Consider the following 17,198-nt stretch of genomic DNA (forward strand, 5'->3'; position numbering starts at 1 on the left):
CCGGTTCCTCGGGCAAGGGCTGGCTTTAGCGGCGATTCAAGCCGCCATCACGAAGCCATCTACTCTCTTGCCGGCCAGTCCTGCAGAAGCGTAATCCCAAACTTCGGCGCGGCTGCTTTGAGCCGCTCGATATCGGCAGGCGTCGGCGACCCGACCACCTCTCCCTTGCTGCGTTCATGGCCACCTTCGGCGAGAAACTGCTCGAACACACTTGGCGTGTCTATCAGGATATAACGAACGACCTGATTGCCGGGATTCATAAGCTGGTGCGGGATGCCCCGCTTCAAAAACATGCTCTCGCCGGGCGAGAGCGTTCGGACCACACCGTCTACAATTGCGGTCAAGTGCCCTTCGATGACGTAGACCGTCTCGTCGTCATTCGCATGAACATGGATTGGCGTTTTCGTGTGCCCGTCGCTTCTGTTTTCGAAGAGACTCAACAAGCCTCCCGTCTGTTCGCCGGAGACCAGTCGCTTCATGACGATGCCTGCGAGCACGAATTCTTTTGGTTCAACATCCGTCATTGATCCAATCCTGCCAGGCATATTTGGTGGGCCGTCAAGCAGACGAGCTGCGCAGCGACATCCGGCAAACGTCGAACTGGCTCACGGGTTCCCGGTCGCCGGAGTTCCCTCTTCCCAAGCTCCGTTTGGACGAAAAGCCGGCTTCGTTCTCACCGGACATGCTGGCCGACATTCGCCAATTCGAGGGCGCCGCAGAGGTCCGCCTAACTGACGGCAAAGCTGCAACGGGCTGCCAGGCTCTCGCCGGGCCCAAGCACCGACAGTCCATTCCATTTGTCGATCGAACCACGATTGTGAGCATCGACAGGATGACTGACCGGTTCAAAACAGAAGAAGTCGCTCTCGTCCGATGGCGAATGGACCAGGTAGAAGTTCAAGGACGATGAAGCTTCAATCCGCAGGCTGCAACTGTGCTCCGGCCACGATATGGTAGCGACGGCGTCCCAACCGGCAAACAGATTGTTTATCCATCCGTTCGGCAATACGGCCGGGGCGCCGAAATCCCAATCGGGACGAGTTTTGATATCGACAAACCGTTCAGGGAGATGGCTGGGCAGTTCGAGACAAACCTGCGAGGCCGGCGCATGAAGCGTGGTCCGTGCCGTTCTTGGGAACCACGGATGGATGCCAAGCCCAAACGGGAGCCTGACCGGCGCCTGATTGACGATGCGAAGCTTCAGGTCGAGCCCCTGCCCGGCCAGGGCGTAGCTCACCTCGGCGCGATATCGGTATGGGCCGGGCCCGTTGCTGATGAGCGACAGCTTTGCGTTGTCCTGCGTTACGCTGTCGACGTCCCACTCGCTCGAAAATCCATTGCCGTGAATGGGAAATGGCTCGCCTGCAACATTGGCAGGCAGTTCGTGGAATTTGGAGTCGAATGTGAACCCGCCGCCCGAGATGCGATTTGACCATGGCAAAAGCAGGTTGCAGGCAAGGTCGAACGGTTTGCTGCTCCCGCCGTTTGGCCAAGGCCTGAAGAGTGGCACGCGCCCATAATCGAACCTCGCAAGACCTGCCCCAAGCGACGGGACGATTTCAGCAGACAGGTCTCCGCTTCTGATCTTGATCGTCCCGACCATCAGCTTCAGACGGTATCGGCCTTGGCAGCGGCGATCGGCTGTTGATGGCGGCCTTTGCGAGCGACTGCAAGAAGGTCGTTCGACGCGATCCCGATGAGCGCCTTCATCTGATCGTGTGCATCGTCGGCCCTCCGCATCCTGATTGCCTCCAGCACGTCGCCATGCGCGCTCAGCGTCTGCTGGTAATTAGCGGTGGCCGATGTGGTCAAGCGGAAGGAGAAGCTGAGGGCGGCCGCAAGCATATTGCCGAGATTGGCGAATACCGGGTTGCGGCTGGCACGCAGGATGGCCGTATGAAACCTGACGTCGGCATCGAGACACGCAGCGAGATCGTCCTGCGGAGCAATGCGCATGGCTTCATAGGCCGCTTCGATGACTGCGAGATCGCCTGACGTCGCCATCTTGGCCGCAAGTTGGGCGGCAGCGGGTTCAATGACCAGCCGCGCCTCGATCAGTCCGCGGACGAAATCGAGATCGGGCTCGATATCGCGCATCCATTCCAGAACCTGTGCATCCAGCCTGTTCCATTCGCTCGACACGCGCACACGCGTCCCGGCCCGCTTGCGCGCCTCGATCAATCCTTTCGCCGAAAGCGTCAGAAGAGCATCGCGAAGCGCGGTGCGGCTCGCCCCGTAGATGACGCAAAGCTCGGCTTCCGTCGGCAGGACGGAGTGCTGGGCGTAGGAGCCGGCGAGGATGCGCTGTCCGAGATCGCGTGCGATGCGATCCTTGAGCGATGACGTGGTGCCATCTGCGGCAGGAATGTCCTGCTTGCCTTGGCCAGTCGAAGCGATCGCCGCGTCCATCGTCATGTCCTGTTCAAGTGGTACTCGGCAATTACCACAGCAAGTATCAGCAGCGAGCCCTTGGCAAGCAACTGATAGAAGGTTGGCACGGACGTCAGTATCATTCCGTTGTTGAGGACGCCAATGATGGCGACGCCCAGCAGTGCGCCGACGATCGTGCCCTTGCCGCCCTGCAAGGCGCAGCCACCAAGAACGGCCGCTGTGATGGCCTCGAGTTCCAGGCCTTGGGATCCGGATACGGGCTGCCCGGAGCCGGTACGGGCAGCCAACAGAATCCCGGCCAATCCGGCCGCCACTCCACTCATGATGTAGATGCCGACGCGGTAGCGGTTGATGTCGATGCCGGAGAAGCGTGCGACAACGGGATTGCCGCCCAGGGCATAGATGTTGCGGCCAACGATCGAGCGGGCAAGGAAGAGATGGAACACGATCGCGGTCAGCAAGAGAATCCAGATCAGCAGAGGCAGGCCGAGGATTCGTCCGATCCCGATGAAGCGGAAAGTCTCGCTGAAAATCGCGATCGATTGCCCGTCGGACATGATGAACGCGATGCCGCGGAAGATCGCCATCGTACCGAGAGTCGCGATGACAGCGTTGACCCGCCCATAGGTGATGATGATGCCGTTCACGAGGCCGGCAAGACCGCCCAGGACCAGGCCGGCAAGAATGCCCGCGGCGGGTGATCCGGTGGCCTGGATGGCCATTGCCGTCGATACTGTGGTCAGACCGACAATTGCGCCGACGGCAATATCGAGCCCTCCGGCGACAATAACCACGGTCTGGCTCATCGCCAGAACGCCCAGGATGGTAATGCCTAGACCGATGTTCAGCAGGTTTCGGCTGGAGAAGAACACGTCGCCTCTCAGGGTGCCGAAAATGAGCACGAGGATGGCGAGAGCAACCAGAAGGCTTATGTTGTGGATGCCGACGCGCTCTGCGATGCGCAAGGAAGCGCGCCTGTTGTCGGTTTGTGTTGTTGCTGTCCTGAGCTCAAGGCTGTTCACTGAATTTGTCCTCCAAGCGATGCTGCAGATTGAGGCATGGCATGTCTGAGGATCGTGGCCTCGTCGATGTCAGGGCGGGAAAGTTCGGCCGTGATCCGGCCTCCAGCCATAACAAGCACCCTGTCGGCCAGCCCGATCAGTTCCGGCATTTCCGAGGAAATCAGGATTATGCCGATGCCGCTGGCGGCGAGTTCGTCGATCAGGCGATAGATTTCCGCCTTGGCGCCGATGTCTATGCCGCGGGTCGGCTCGTCGAGGATGAGAAGCATCGGCTGCCGCGCAAGCCAGCGCGCGAGAACGACCTTCTGTTGGTTGCCACCCGATAATTTCGAAACCTGTTCGTCGAGGTTGGGCGCCTTGATCGACATCTTTGCTGCAAGCGGTGAGACGATCTCCAGTGCCTTGCGCCGGTTAAAGAAGCCGAAGGTCGACGTTCTGTCGGGCACGCAAAGCGAGGCGTTATCAAGAATGCTTCGGAACAACAGCAGCGCCTCGTGCTTGCGGTCTTCCGGGGCAAAGCCGATGCCCGCCACGATCGCTGCATGCGGACTGTTGGGGCCAACGGGCACACCATTCATCGTTATGGTTCCGTCGAGGCGCCGATCATAGCCGACAATCGCCTTTGCCAGTTCGGATCGACCCGCACCCATAAGGCCGGCAATGCCGAGCACCTCGCCGCGGCGGACCTTGAGGCTCACATCGGTGACGTGGTCGGTGATCAGGCCCGTCACCTCCAGCAACGGTTGCCCCGATTGCCACGTCTCGCGCGTAAACAGATCGGCTATGTCGCGGCCGACCATGAGCTTGGCTATGGTCTGCTCGCTGGCACCGGCAGCGGGGGAATCATCGACCAGCCGGCCGTCCCGCAAGACAACAATGCGATCCGCAAGGTCGATGACCTCGTTCAGCCTGTGAGAGATGTAGACGATCGAAGTGCCCTCGCCGCGCAGCCGGCGAATTACTGAAAAAAGACGGCGCGCTTCGTCGTCGGTCAGTGACGAGGTCGGCTCATCGAATGCGATCAGCCGGCCGCCGGCACGTATGGCGCGCATGATTTCGATCATCTGGCGCTGTGCCGGACCGAGTGTGCTGCAGAGTTGACGCGGCAGCATATCCTGCTGCATGCCGAAGGTCGCAAGCACCTTATCGGTCTGGTCCTCGAGCCTGTGCCAGTCGAGCAGGACGCCTGCCAGCCGCGGCAGTTCGCCGACGAAAATGTTCTCGGCCACGGTCAGGTTCGGAACGATCTCCGGCTCCTGATGGATGACGCGTATTCCGGCTCTGTGGCTGTCGCGCGGTTCGCTGAAAACGATCGGCGTGGAGCCATGCAGCACGGTGCCGGTGTCCGGTGCGAACACGCCCTCGAGAATTCGCATCATTGTCGACTTGCCGGCGCCATTCTCGCCAACCAGGGCAAGCACCTCTCCTGGCCGAAAGGCAATCGAGACATTGTCGAGCGCCTGCACGACGCCGAAGCGCTTCGATATCCTGTCGAGCAAGAAGAAATCCGATTGCATCAAAAGCTCACTCCCGAGGACCGATCCGTGTGCCCGTCGACGAACTGCCGGCCCAAAGAGCGTCATGCGCACTGCGGCGCATGACGCATTATCTGGTTCAGTGGCAGAGCTTGGCTTTGTAGTCCGACGCAAAATTGTCGGCGGTGATGTATTCCGGGTCAGTGAAGGATTGAACAGGAAGCTTGGTTCCGTCCTTGATGGAGGCCAAGAGAATCTTCACCGCCAGCGCGCCATGATTTTCCGAATTGAGCCACATCGTACCACGGAACGCCGAGGGCTTTCCGGATCCGAAGGCATCGCAGGCGCGGCTCCCGTCGATGCCGATCCCCATGCCCTGGTCTGCGGAATAGCCAGCATTCTCCAGTGCTCGCGCCCCACCCAGCACGCCGTCATCGTTGCATGAATAGAATATCCAGTTCGTGACGCTGGGATTGGCCGTCAGTGTGGTGGTCATCACGTCGATGGCGTTGACCATCGTGTTGTCGTAGGGGACGCGAACGATGTTGCCCGGCTTGAAATCGGGCACCGCCTTCAGGAACGCTTCTTCCGCGCCCTTGTTGCGCTGCATGCAGGTATCGGCCTTGCGGTCCTCGATCGAGGCGATGCGCACCTCTTTGCCCGCCCAGCCTTCAGCCTTGTAGAGCTTGGCAAGCTCTTCGCCCACCCGCGCACCGATGTTGTAAGCATTCATGCCGACATAGGGGACCTGGGTGCCATCCTGGTAGTAGATATCGTCGTCCACCGCCACCAAGGGAATTTTTGCGGCCTTTGCTTTCTCCGCGATGACCGGTCCCAGCGCCTTGTCGGGGACAACGATGGCGATGCCTTTCACGCCATCGCCGACCATCGTATCGAAGGTCGTGATCGTCAAATTGGCGTCGAACTGAACATCCTGCGACACGAACGCGGCCCCTGCCGCCTCAGCCGCTTTCTTGGCGCCGCCGACTTCGGCGACGAACCATGGGTGGTCTCCCATCTTGTTGATGTAGCCGATCTTGATGTCGTCTGCGCTTGCTGCGCCACTCATCAGTCCGGCAGCCAGTATCGCAAATGTCGCCAAAGCCTTTGTTGTGGTTTTCATGAAGATCCTCCCTGAGCTCAATGGTGGTTGCTAGTCGTGGTAGAGAACCGAGCGCCCACCATCGATGGTGATCGTCTCGGCATTTATGAACGGCGCTTCGTCCGAAGCGAGGAAAACCGCCGTCATTGCAACCTCGTCCGGCCGGCCAATTCGCTTGGGCGGATGGAGGTCGTAGGCTCGCCGCTTCTCCTCGGCGCGGTTCGGGAATGTGTTCCAGTAGGCTTCCGCGATCGGCGTCTCGATGTAGCCGGGGGCGATCGCGTTCACCCGGATACCGCGTGCGGCATATTCGATGGCCAGCGAACGGGTCAGGCCCAAAAGTGCATGCTTGGCGACCGGATACGGGAACGTATGGGGAATGATCTGGAAGGCGTGACAACTCGCTATGTTGACGATGGACCCCGAGCCCTTCGCCAGCATCGTCGGCAAAACCGCCTTGGCGCAGAACCACGCGGCCTGGAGGTCGAGCTTGAGGCAGCGCTCCCATTCCTCATCCGGCATCAGCAATGGTTCGTAGAAGACATTGGCACCGGCATTGTTGACCAGAATGTCGACGCTGCCATGGGCCGTGATCGTGCGGGCGACCATGTACGCGACCGCGGATGCGTCGGTGACGTCCGTCTCGATGAACAGGGCGTCCGCGCCCTGGGCACGCAATTCGTCGGCGACCGCTTTGCCGCTTGCCGCAATCAGTTCGGCAATGACGGTCTTTGCACCATGCATCGCAAAAGCCCGGGCGGTGGCGGCACCTATGCCCTGGCCGGCGCCCGTGATGATTGCGATCTTTCCTTGCAGCCGGCCTGCCATTGCATTCACCAGTCGACCACGGTGCCGTCCGGCATGACGGCATTGCGGGCATGCAGCACTTCCTGCTTGAAGGGGTGGCGCGCGATGACGTCCTCATTGACGGTGACGCCAAGGCCCGGCAGTTCGGGCAGGTCCCAGCGGCCTGGTTTACGCCGAATTGGCCAGGTAACGACGTCGTCGTACCAGGCGACGGCACCGGACATCTCCTCCTGAATGACGACGTTTGGCGTCGATATGCCGAAGTGAAGAGCAGCGACGCCAGCGATCGGACCGAGCGGGTTGTGCGGCGCAAGGCCGATGCCTGCCGTTTCCGCCATAGCCGCGATCTTTTTTGTCTCGAGCAGACCGCCCGTGTGGCAAATATCAGGCTGGGCAATGTTGAAGGCGCGGGCTGCGATCGAGTGCGTAAATTCGCGGCGCCCGATCAGCCGTTCGCCGGACGCGATCGGCACGGCCGATCGCGCCGCAATATGCGCCAATCCGGTAACATCTTCGGGTGGAACGGGCTCTTCCGCGAACATGATGCGGGCCGGCTCGATTGCTCTGAGGTAATCCATCGCCGCGTTAACGGATGCCGGGCGTCCATGGAAATCGACCATGATGTCGATATCCGGACCTATGGCCTCGCGAAGTGAGCCAACCATGTTGGCGACAGAATCAACGGCTTTCGCAGGCGATAGGTAGTGGGTGTAGGGAATGCAGACGACCTTGACAGCGTCGTAGCCTGCCTGCGTCACGATGCGTCCGCGTTCCACGATCGCGTCCGCGGATCCGGTCTCATAGACCGCCTTCATGTCTCCGAGGCCGAGATGCGTATAGGTGCGCAGATAGTCGCGAACCTGTCCGCCCAGAAGGCGCCAGACGGGGACGCCCAATGACTTGCCCAGGATGTCCCAGAGCGCGATCTCGATGCCGCTGACGGCAGACATTCCCTCGACGCCAAGACGCCAAAATCCGTGGCGCGTAAGTATCTGGTAGCACTGCTCCACGTTGCGCGGATCCTGCCCGATGAGCAGGGCCTCAAGGTCCTGAAGCGCCCCAACGACGGCTCGGGTCTTCCATTCCAGCGTTGCCTCACCCCAGCCAAACAGCCCGGGCTCGTCGGTTTCGACCCGGACGAAGACCCAGTTGCGCATTTCCGCATTGCAGACGCGCGCCTTGATGGCCGTGATTTTCATTGGTCCTCCCAGACCTGCCGCCTTTTTTCGAGGGCGATATGTATGATTTATTATGGATAATATGGACGAGTCAAGCGCAACGTCGATGTGGACCAAGGCCGTCAAGGAACTGGTCCTCAGGAGGATCCGAGCAATTGTCGAACAATCCTTGTCCGCCGATGGAAGGGCTGTCAGCCTCCGATCCGCGAACATCGCGGAAAAGGCGCGGCTAAATCACCGCGCAGACTGTTTTCGTCTCGAGATAGTTCTCCAGGCCCGGTGCGCCGTTCTCATAGCCCCAACCGGATTGCTTGTGGCCGCCCTTCGGCAATTCCGGCGAGAAGTAGGAATGGCAATTGATCCAGACGGTGCCCGACCGGATACGTGCGGCAAGGCGATGCGCAGTGGAAAGGTCGCGGGTCCAGACGCTTGCGGCGAGGCCGTAGGGCGAGTCGTTCGCATGGCTTAACGCCTCCGCGACATCGTCGAACGGTGTCACGGCAACGACCGGGCCGAAGATTTCCTCGCGCATCATGCGCATGTCCGGGCGAACGCCGGTAACCACGGTCGGCTCGAAGAAGTTGTCGAAGCGCCGGCCGCCGGCGATGATCTCGGCGCCGCTGGAAGCACCATCGCCGACGTAGAAGGCGACGCGCGCAGCCTGGGTTCCGTTGACCAGCGGACCAAGGTCGGCATCCGGGTCAAGCCCGTGTCCGAGACGCAGCTTTCGCGCCTCTTCCGCCAGCCCCTCCACCAGACGGTCGTAGATCGAGCGATGCGCATAGACACGCGAGCCGGCGACGCAGACCTGGCCGGCATTGGCGAAGATCCCCCGAGCCACTCCGGGGATTGCGAGCCCCATGTCCACATCGGGCATGATGATGGCCGGCGACTTGCCACCCAGCTCGAGCGTCAGCTTCTTCAGATTGCCGCGCGCTGCGGAGACGATCATCTTTCCGACTTCCGTCGAGCCGGTGAAGGCGACCTTATCGACATCGGGATCTGCAGCCAATGCTGCGCCCACGGTTTCACCGAGACCGGTCACGATATTGACGACGCCGTCCGGCAAGCCGGCTTCGATCATCAGTTCGCCGAGCCTGAGCGCGGTGAGCGACGTTTCCTCAGCTGGCTTGAGCACGATCGTACAGCCGGCGGCAAGCGCCGGGGCGAGCTTCATCGAGGCCATGAGCAGCGGCGAATTCCATGGCGTTATGGCTGCCACGACACCGATCGGCTCTCGCACCGTGTAGGCGAAAATCTTGCTGCGCGCCGGTTGGTAGCTGATGGAGGTGGGGATGGTCGTGCCGAGGATTTTCGTGGCAAAACCGGCGAAATAGTGGAACTGCTCGGCCGAGGCGGGAATCTCGGCGAAGCGTGAGGTCTTCAGCGACTTTCCTTGGTCAAGCGTCTCGAGTTCTGCAAGCTCATCGGCATGGCGTTCAATCAGGTTGGCGATGCGCCATAGCAGCTTACCGCGTGCCGACGGTGTCATGTCGCGCCAGCTCTCGCCTTCGAAAGCAGCACGCGCCGCAGCAATGGCGCGGCCGGCGTCATCGGCTGTGCCTTGCGCCAGCAGTGCGAGCGTGTCGCCATTCGCAGGATCGGTCGCGGGCAAGGTTGCGCCATCGCTGGCGTCGCACCAGCCGCCGCCGATCAGGTGCCGCATTCTGGGTTTGGCCAGGAACGCCTTGACGCCTGCATGCCTGGCTGCACCGTTTCGAATGATGACCGTCATGTCCGTACCCCGCAAGCGAGCGCCTCGACCGCGGCGAGAGCACCGCGGATGATGGAATGATAGCCTGTGCAACGGCAGATATTGCCTTCGAGCGCAGTGCGGATCTGAGACTCGTCTGGAGCCGGATTCTCCAGCAGCAGAGCGGTCAGCGCAACAGTGATGCCGGGTGCGCAGTAGCCGCACTGGAAGGCGTTTTCGGCCGCCAGAGCCTGGCGCAGGACAATAGCTTCGGGAAGGTCGTCGAAACCCTCCGGCGTGATGATGGTGGCCCGGTCGAGTTGCCACGACATGAGCAGACAGCCATTGACCGCGCGATCGTCCATCAGCACGGAACAAGCGCCGCAGCGGCCGATGCCGCAAGCCGTCTTGGCGGCAGTCATGCCGAAATGATCGCGCAGCAAATCGATCAGGCGCAACTCGGCGGGCACGGCCAGCGCCTGGCGGCAGCCGTTGAGGTTAAAGGCGATCTCGATGTCGGCACTCACGCCGCACTCCTCCGCAAGGCGTCGAGCACCCATTCTGGATCGACCGGGATGCGCTCGGGCCAATCCCCTATGGCGTCCGCAATCGCGTTGACGATGGCTGGCGTCACGGCGCCAATGCCAAGCTCACCGGCTCCGCGCGGGCCGAACGGGTCGTCCTCGTCCAAATCCTCCAATGCGAAGGTCGCGAGGCTTTCCGGCGTATCGGCAATGCCTGGCAGCATATAGAAGTCGAGGTTGCCGGCAAGATACCGGCCATCCCGCATCGCCGCGTCCTCGGTGAGGGTGAAGCCCAGCCCCTGGACGCCGCCGCCTTCGATCTGGCCGAGATAGGCGGCGGGATCGAGCATCGGTCCGGCCGCGGTGTGCTGATGGAGGTCGAGCACACGTACCTGTCCGGTGATGCGGCTGACGGCAACGCGCGCCAGTGTCGCGCCGAAGGCGAAGATCAGGCGTGCATTGCCTTCCAGATAGTCCGATTTCGGAAACTCGAAGCTGACGGCAGCAGCTGGCAGCCGGTCGGGAGGCAACGCCTCGGCAAGCTCGGCGAAACTCATGAGCAGTGAGCCGCTGTTGGAATGTCGCTCGACGATACCGCCGGGTGCCAGCGCCAGCGTCCCGGCTTCGCGGCAAAGCAGCTGGCCCGCTGCGGCCAGCAGGTCACGCGCAAAAGCTGGTGCGGCGACTGCCGCGACCCGCCAGACCACGTGAGTGCCGCGCGAGGCGGTAGAGGAACCGGATTCGGGCGTCGCCGCCGTATCGCCGGTGACCGGCCGGACATCGTCGCGACCGCAGCCGAGCGCTCCGGCTACGGCGGCCTTGACCGAGGTGAGCAGGCCCTGTCCCAGCTCATCCAGGCCGTAGAGAGCTTCGATCATGCCATCCGCAGCCAAGCGCAACGCGCCTCCGGCCGGGTCCGGCGGCAGCGTGCCTAATCCGTTGCCTTGATAGTTCATCGCCATGCCGACGCCGATCGTCTCATAGCCGTCGCACGACGGACCACGCGGCTTGGCCCAGATCGGGTCAGCAGCGGCGGCTTGCAGCATCTCGGCCAAACGTTCGGACGGCGCGACCTGCTGGCCGAGATGGCCTCGCGTGCCAGGCTCGCGCAAATTGCGGCGCCGTATCTCGATAATGTCGATGCCGGCGGCTTCGGCCAGCCGGTCCAGCTGGCACTCTACCGCGAAGGCCATCTGGTTGGCACCGAAGCCACGAAACGCACCGCAGACGCCGTTATTGGTGTAGGCGAGCCTGCCCGAGCTGAGGACGTTTGGAACGACATATGGCCCGCAGGCGTGTTCGAGCGCCGTCTCAAGCACGCCCGGACCGAGCGACGCGTAGGCGCCGGCATCCGCGATCACGTCCACCTGCTGGGCGACCAGCCGGCCCTCGGCGTCGCTGGCGGTGCGCATGTGGATGCGCATGGCATTGCGCTTGGTGCCCGCGATGACGGATTCCGCTCGGTCGAGATGCAGCCGCACGGCGCGTCTGGTCTTCAGCGCCAGCAGCGCCAGGGCCGGCTGCACGGTCAGCTCATCCTTGCCGCCGAAAGCGCCGCCAGTCGGGCTGGTGACCACCCGTATCTGCTCTTGCGGCATACCGAGGATGCGCGAGAGCTGCATGCGGTCGCGGCGGCCATGCTGCCCACCGGCAAAGACGTTCAGGGTACCATCCGTACCGACGAAAGCGTAGCCGCCCTCCGTCTCCATAAAGCCGTGCATCTGGCTCGGCGTTTCGTAGACAGCCTCGACGATATGAGCTGCCTTGGCAAAAGCCGCGGAGGCATCGCCACGCGTGAACTCGAAGCTGCACTGCAGATTGCCGGAGGCGTGGACCGGCTCCGCTCCAGCAACGAGTGCCTGTTGGGGATCGCTCACAACTGGCAGCGGCTCGTATTCGACCCTGATAAGAGCAAGCGCCCGTTCGGCCGTCTTCGTGTCAACAGCGGCAACGGCAGCAACGGCGTCGCCGACATAGCGGACCTTGTCGAAGCACAGTGCAGGCTGATCCTGCACGACAATGCCGAAGGCATTGCTGCCGGCGATGTCGCGGTGCGTGACAACTGCCGCGACGCCGGGCAGCGCCTCGGCAGCGCTCGTATCGATGCAAACGATCCTTGCATGGGGAATGCCGGCGCGCCGAATACGCGCGACCAGCATGGCGGGCTCGCGATGGTCGGTCAGGTATTCGAGCCTGCCTGCGATTTTCGGCGCAACGTCCGGCCGCTGGTGCCAGCGTGCGCCGATCTCCGATCGGGACACGAGAATTTCGGCAGGTGGATTTCCGGACGGCACGGTCCGCCGGCGCGGCGAATGTGCTCCTTGGGACAACTTTCCGCCGAGCCCGAAGACCAGCGCATTCGCCACGACACTGCGCCGATAGCGGTCGGACCGCCATGCATCATCGATCGCCGGCGCCTCTTCGAGAATTTCGGCATGCAGCTCGGCCCAATCGATCTCTTGGAGGCGGCGGCCGACAAGCAGTGCTTCAGCGCGGCCAAGACGGGCTGCTTCGCCGCCGCCGCTGGCCGCGAGCCGCGCGATCGTGACAAGATCGTCCGCCGTTTCGATCAGTCCGGCAACACCAGCCACGCTTGGGGTGAAGGCGGCGCGCAGGCCGACTTTGCGATGGGTCCAGCGAGCGGCAGTTGGCTGCGGTGGAACGATGATCGTCTCAATGAGGGCCGCTGACGGTGCGTCGGCCAACCATTGCGCGAGCGGCACGACGGCGCGCCCAGCCGGTGAGACGATCTCCAGCTTCGCGTCGATCGCGAGCAGGGCCGGCAGAAGGCAACCCGTGCGCCCGGCGACGTTGCCGCCCAGCGTTGCGAGATTGCGGACGGCGGGTCCCGCCGTGGCGCGGACGGCGGCTGCGAGCAGAGGCAAATTCTCGCCTATCGCCCGGTCACGCTCCAAGGCACCCAGGGTCGTCAGTGCGCCGATGCGAAAGCCGTCATCGGCCGGTTGGATGCCCTTCAGGCAGGCGATTCGGCCGATGTCGATGAGGCGCCGCGGCTTTGGCAGGCCTTTCGCCCAGCCGAGCTGCAGCGCCGTGCCTCCGGCGACCAGTTGCGATGCGCCCTCGCCTGCCAACGACAGCGCCTCGGCAACGGAGGCCGGGCGAAGCACCTGGAGATCCGGTCCGGTCATGTGGCTACCGCGGTCGTGCCGAAACGAATGCCTTTTTCCTTCAGCCAGCGGCGGTAAGCGATGGAGGAACCGTCGGCGCGTGTCGGGATTTCCATCCGCGGCTCGAGCGGAAGGCGCAGCGGCCGCTGGTTCTCCACGATGATCCGATCTTGCAGAAAGATGACCTGTTCGAAGTTGAGCAACGCCGTCTGCGTCGAAGCGGAGTCGACGAGATACATGACCGGCTGGGCGCGGCAGAGATCTTCCTCGAGAGGCTGGATGAACAGCGCGATCACATCGAGCCGACCGCGCGCTCCGGGGCATACACGGTAAAGCATGACAATGAATGGGCTCGGCACACGATAGGTCAGATGCACAAACGCGCCGGAGCTTTCCGTGGCGGCGATGCGCGGCTGGAAGAACGTGCAGTTGGTCGCCCAGACCTCGTCCACGTCGCGACGTATCTCGCTCAGATAGGCCGGCACCTCCGTATGCGGCTCCGAGCCGAGAATGTCGGTATGCACGAAGGGGAAATGTGCCATGTCGAGGAAGTTCTCTACGACACGCAAACCCGAAGCCCGCATCGTCACCCAGCCGCAGGGCACGTAGCGCCGGTCGGGCTCCGACGCCTCGGCGATCTCGAAGATTTCCTTCCCCGGCTCGCCCAGCGTCGTCCAGACGCAGCCGTAGCGCTGCCGGACGGGCAGCGCGAGGCCGCGGCCGTCGTCGTCCAGGACCTCCCTAACGATGATTGCGCCCGTGATGTCACGGACCAGTTCGATGTCCTGGCCGAGCAGCCGTGTGCGGCTCGGCGCGCCACCCAGGTCGGCCACCGTCGCCACCGCATACCAATCGTCCAGTGCCGCCCTGTCCGTCGTCTTCATTACCGGGGCTCGCCTTATTGGGTCCACTGCAGGCTGCCGCCGGAATTCTCGGCGAGGAAGGCGGCGCGCCGGGCGAACAGGCCAGGCGCGACGCGATGGATTTCGGCAATGATCTCGCGCAGGTCGCCGGTGCGCAGCACGCCGTGCTCGACGAGGATCTCGCCATCGACCATCGTCAGGGACACGTCGCTGCCGCGCACGGCGTGGACGAGATTGTGGTGGAGATTGAAATAGGGTCCGTCGCGGAAGACCGGCGTCATGCGCGGCGTATCGGTGCGGACCGCGATGATGTCGGCACGCTTGCCGACCTCGATCGAGCCGATCTCATGATCGAGGCCGATCGCCTTGGCGCCGACGATGGTGGCCATGCGCAGCACTTGCCAGCTATCCATGGCAGCGGCGTCGAGGTCCTTCAGCTTGCCCAGCAGCGAAGTCACCTTCATCTCTTCGAACATGTCGAAATTGTTGTTCTCCTTCTCGCCGTCGGTGCCGATCCCGACAGGCACGCCGGCCTTCAGCATCTCGGCCACCAGCGCGATGCCGCTTGCCAGCTTCATGTTGGAAACAGGATTGTGGGCCACCGAAACGCGGCGCTTGGAAATAAGCTCGATCTCCTCCCGGTCGAGCCAGACGGCGTGGGCGATCATGGCGCGCGGCGTTTCGAAGAAGCCGAGGTCGTCGAGCGCGAACATCGGCCGTTTGCCGTAACGCCGCTCAAATTCCGCGATCTCGATCTCGGCCTCGCTGCAATGTGTGTGGAAGCCGGTCTCGTATTTCCTTGCGAGTTCGATCGCCCGGCGCTGGCCGGCTTCGTCGGCATAAAACAGATGCTCCAGCCCGACCCAGACGTTGATGCGGCCGCCCGCCTTGCGATGCCAGCCCTCGATCATCGCCTCGTTCATGTCGAGCGTGTCGAAATAGTTGTAGTCGGGATGCTCGCCGACGTAAGGCACGGCGACCAGGCGGTTGCCGATCGCCTCGGCCGCCCTGGCGCTGCCTTCCATGAACCGCCACATGTCGACGACGGTGGTCGTGCCGCCGAGCACGGATTCCGCGTAGCAGAGCCACGACGCCGCCTCGGCCTCGTGTGGCTGCAGCACGCGATGCATCGGATTGATATGGAGTGTCAGCCAGTCCCAGACCGGCAGGTGCTCCGCCGTGCCGCGCAGGAAACCGGAATGCGCATGCGCGTTGACCAGCCCGGGCAAAAGCACCGCATTGTCGAGCTTCTTCACGGCTACGGCCGGATGCGCGGCACGCAGTGCAGCGAGCGCACTGACCGCGGCGATACGGCCATCCTCGACCAGCACGGCGCCGTCAGGCAACACATGGTTATTTTCATCCATAGTGAGCAGCGTGTCGGCCGCAAGGATGAGGCTTCGTGTCATCGCCAGTGCTCCGTGTGCGTTCTGTCGTTCATGACATCCTCAAGCTGCCGCGAGCAGGAAATCGGCGGCGCGCTCGCCGATCATAGTGGCGGGCGCGTGGGTGTTGCAGGTCGGGATCGTCGGGATCACCGAAGCGTCGGCAACATGCAGCCCATCAAGGCCGTGCACGGCGAGGCGGCTGTCGACGACGGCCATCGCGTCCTCGCCCATCTTGGCTGTTCCGCAGGTGTGGAAGAACGTCGAGCACGCCTCGCGGATGAAGGCGATTGTCTCGGTGCGGGTCAGTCGGCGGTCGGGTGCGGCAAAGCTGCCGAAGAGACCGGCATTCGCCTTTGCAGCCGCCATCTCCATCACCAGCTCGACCGCAGTGACCATGGCGTCGAGATCTTCCGGTTCCGCCAGAAAGTTCGGTTGGATTTCGAGCGGCCCGCCGGGCTTGCCGTCGAGTAGCTTCAGCTGCCCGACACTCTTCGAGCGCATCAGGCCCGCACCGAAGGAAAAGACATCGCCGGATAGATCGTAGCGCGCGCGGATCGCAGGTTCGGCGCTGTTGCCCTGGACCGGAAAGGCGTGCAGGTCGGGCTGCGGCAGGTCCGGCCGCGACTTCCAGTTGACCATCGAGCCACCGCCATTGCCCACTATCGGTCCGATCGGGCGCTTCGCGCGGAAAACGCAGGCCTGCGCCAGCGGATGATCCTGAAGATTCCGGCCGACGCCCGGCAGGGCGCAAACGACCGCAATGCCAAGGCGCTTCAGGTCGAGCGGATCGCCGATGCCCGACAGCATCAGCAGGCGCGGCGTGTCGATGGCCCCGGCCGCTAGCACGATGCTCTCTTGCGCGCGCGTTTCGCAGATTTCGCCGCCGACGAGGTGCTTGACCGCGACGCATCGGCTGCCTTCGACCGTCAGGCCGATGGCCGCGGATCCGGTCAGCACCGTCAGCATCGGGTGATCCAGGATCGGCACGAGATAGCCCGTCGCCGAACTCCAGCGCTTGCCGTCGAAGATGTTGAAATTCGCGGCGGTCGCCCCCTCGTTGCTGGGGCCGTTCGGATCGTCGATCACCGGGATACCGATCTCGGCCGCGCCATCGATCAGCGCCTGCGCGACCGGGTGCAGTGCCGTCGGCCGCTCGATACGGAGCGGACCGCCCGCTCCGCGAAACTCGCTTGCACCGTCGCGCCAGTCCTCGCAGCGCCGGAAAAAGGGCAGCACGTCGGCGAAGCTCCAGCCCTTGGCGCCGCCAGCCTCCCAGGCATCGTAATCATGTGGGTGGCCGCGATACCACATCATCGCGTTGATGGCGCTTGAGCCGCCCAGCAGGCGGCCACGCGGGATGCCGATGGTACGGCCGTTCACGCGCGGTGTCGGAGCATAGTCGTAGCCCCAGTCATAGGTGCCGCGGCCAAGCGGCACCCATTGGCCGGGGTCGTCGGCCTCCACGATCCCAAGACTCGTCGGGCCTGCTTCGATCAGGAGGACGTCGGCACCGGCATCGACCAGCCGCCGCGTCACCGCACAGCCACCGGAACCCGAGCCGACCACGACGTAGTCGTAGCTGGGTTTCAGCGCGCGTCGAGGGACGACAGGTCCGAGGGTGCCCATG

The 17,198-nt window shown here is 63.2% G+C and carries 14 protein-coding genes; all 14 read right to left on the reverse strand.

Going from position 1 to position 17,198, the window contains the following annotated elements; genetic code table 11:
* Positions 1-59 precede the first annotated feature (59 nt).
* Positions 60-524, reverse strand: coding sequence for a cupin domain-containing protein (locus NKJ55_RS10275; RefSeq protein ID WP_352449802.1), 465 nt, complete (start codon positions 522-524; stop codon positions 60-62).
* A 203-nt stretch (positions 525-727) separates the two neighbouring features.
* Positions 728-1,603 carry an aldose 1-epimerase gene (locus NKJ55_RS10280; protein WP_352449803.1) on the reverse strand — a complete coding sequence of 292 codons (876 nt, stop codon included), beginning with the start codon at positions 1,601-1,603 and terminating at the stop codon, positions 728-730.
* Between the two features lie 5 nt (positions 1,604-1,608).
* The gene (locus tag NKJ55_RS10285; protein ID WP_245274602.1) at positions 1,609-2,409 is read right to left on the reverse strand and encodes a FadR/GntR family transcriptional regulator; all 801 of its coding nucleotides are present in this window, start codon (positions 2,407-2,409) and stop codon (positions 1,609-1,611) included.
* A 2-nt stretch (positions 2,410-2,411) separates the two neighbouring features.
* On the reverse strand, positions 2,412-3,413 hold the full coding sequence (locus tag NKJ55_RS10290) for an ABC transporter permease (RefSeq protein WP_352449804.1): 1,002 nt from the start codon (positions 3,411-3,413) through the stop codon (positions 2,412-2,414).
* Positions 3,410-4,930: a sugar ABC transporter ATP-binding protein gene (locus tag NKJ55_RS10295; RefSeq protein ID WP_352449805.1), complete on the reverse strand. Its 1,521-nt coding sequence runs from the start codon at positions 4,928-4,930 to the stop codon at positions 3,410-3,412. The genes NKJ55_RS10290 and NKJ55_RS10295 overlap by 4 nt, the downstream gene beginning before the upstream one ends.
* Positions 4,931-5,027: 97 nt before the next feature.
* On the reverse strand, positions 5,028-6,011 hold the full coding sequence (locus NKJ55_RS10300; RefSeq protein WP_352449806.1) for a substrate-binding domain-containing protein: 984 nt from the start codon (positions 6,009-6,011) through the stop codon (positions 5,028-5,030).
* A 30-nt stretch (positions 6,012-6,041) separates the two neighbouring features.
* Positions 6,042-6,818, reverse strand: coding sequence for an SDR family oxidoreductase (locus NKJ55_RS10305; protein ID WP_352449807.1), 777 nt, complete (start codon positions 6,816-6,818; stop codon positions 6,042-6,044).
* A 5-nt stretch (positions 6,819-6,823) separates the two neighbouring features.
* Positions 6,824-7,996 carry a galactonate dehydratase gene (gene dgoD / locus NKJ55_RS10310; RefSeq protein ID WP_352449808.1) on the reverse strand — a complete coding sequence of 391 codons (1,173 nt, stop codon included), beginning with the start codon at positions 7,994-7,996 and terminating at the stop codon, positions 6,824-6,826.
* A gap of 208 nt (positions 7,997-8,204) precedes the next feature.
* Positions 8,205-9,710: an aldehyde dehydrogenase family protein gene (locus NKJ55_RS10315; RefSeq protein WP_352449809.1), complete on the reverse strand. Its 1,506-nt coding sequence runs from the start codon at positions 9,708-9,710 to the stop codon at positions 8,205-8,207.
* Entirely contained in the window at positions 9,707-10,195 is a 489-nt protein-coding gene (locus NKJ55_RS10320; protein WP_352449810.1) for a (2Fe-2S)-binding protein, read from the reverse strand. The genes NKJ55_RS10315 and NKJ55_RS10320 overlap by 4 nt, the downstream gene beginning before the upstream one ends.
* Complete coding sequence (locus NKJ55_RS10325; RefSeq protein WP_352449811.1) at positions 10,192-13,341, reverse strand: molybdopterin cofactor-binding domain-containing protein; 3,150 nt, start codon at positions 13,339-13,341, stop codon at positions 10,192-10,194. Before NKJ55_RS10325 ends, NKJ55_RS10320 begins: the two co-directional genes overlap by 4 nt.
* Positions 13,338-14,204 (reverse strand): aromatic ring-hydroxylating dioxygenase subunit alpha, encoded by an 867-nt coding sequence (locus tag NKJ55_RS10330; RefSeq protein WP_352449812.1) that lies wholly within the window; start codon positions 14,202-14,204, stop codon positions 13,338-13,340. Before NKJ55_RS10330 ends, NKJ55_RS10325 begins: the two co-directional genes overlap by 4 nt.
* Positions 14,205-14,218: 14 nt before the next feature.
* Positions 14,219-15,592 (reverse strand): amidohydrolase family protein, encoded by a 1,374-nt coding sequence (locus NKJ55_RS10335; RefSeq protein WP_352449813.1) that lies wholly within the window; start codon positions 15,590-15,592, stop codon positions 14,219-14,221.
* A 39-nt stretch (positions 15,593-15,631) separates the two neighbouring features.
* Complete coding sequence (locus tag NKJ55_RS10340) at positions 15,632-17,197, reverse strand: GMC family oxidoreductase (protein ID WP_352449814.1); 1,566 nt, start codon at positions 17,195-17,197, stop codon at positions 15,632-15,634.
* Position 17,198 lies beyond the last annotated feature (1 nt).

It is taken from the genome of Mesorhizobium sp. M0106 (assembly GCF_040322715.1).
In the GTDB taxonomy this organism is placed as follows: Bacteria; Pseudomonadota; Alphaproteobacteria; order Rhizobiales; family Rhizobiaceae; genus Mesorhizobium.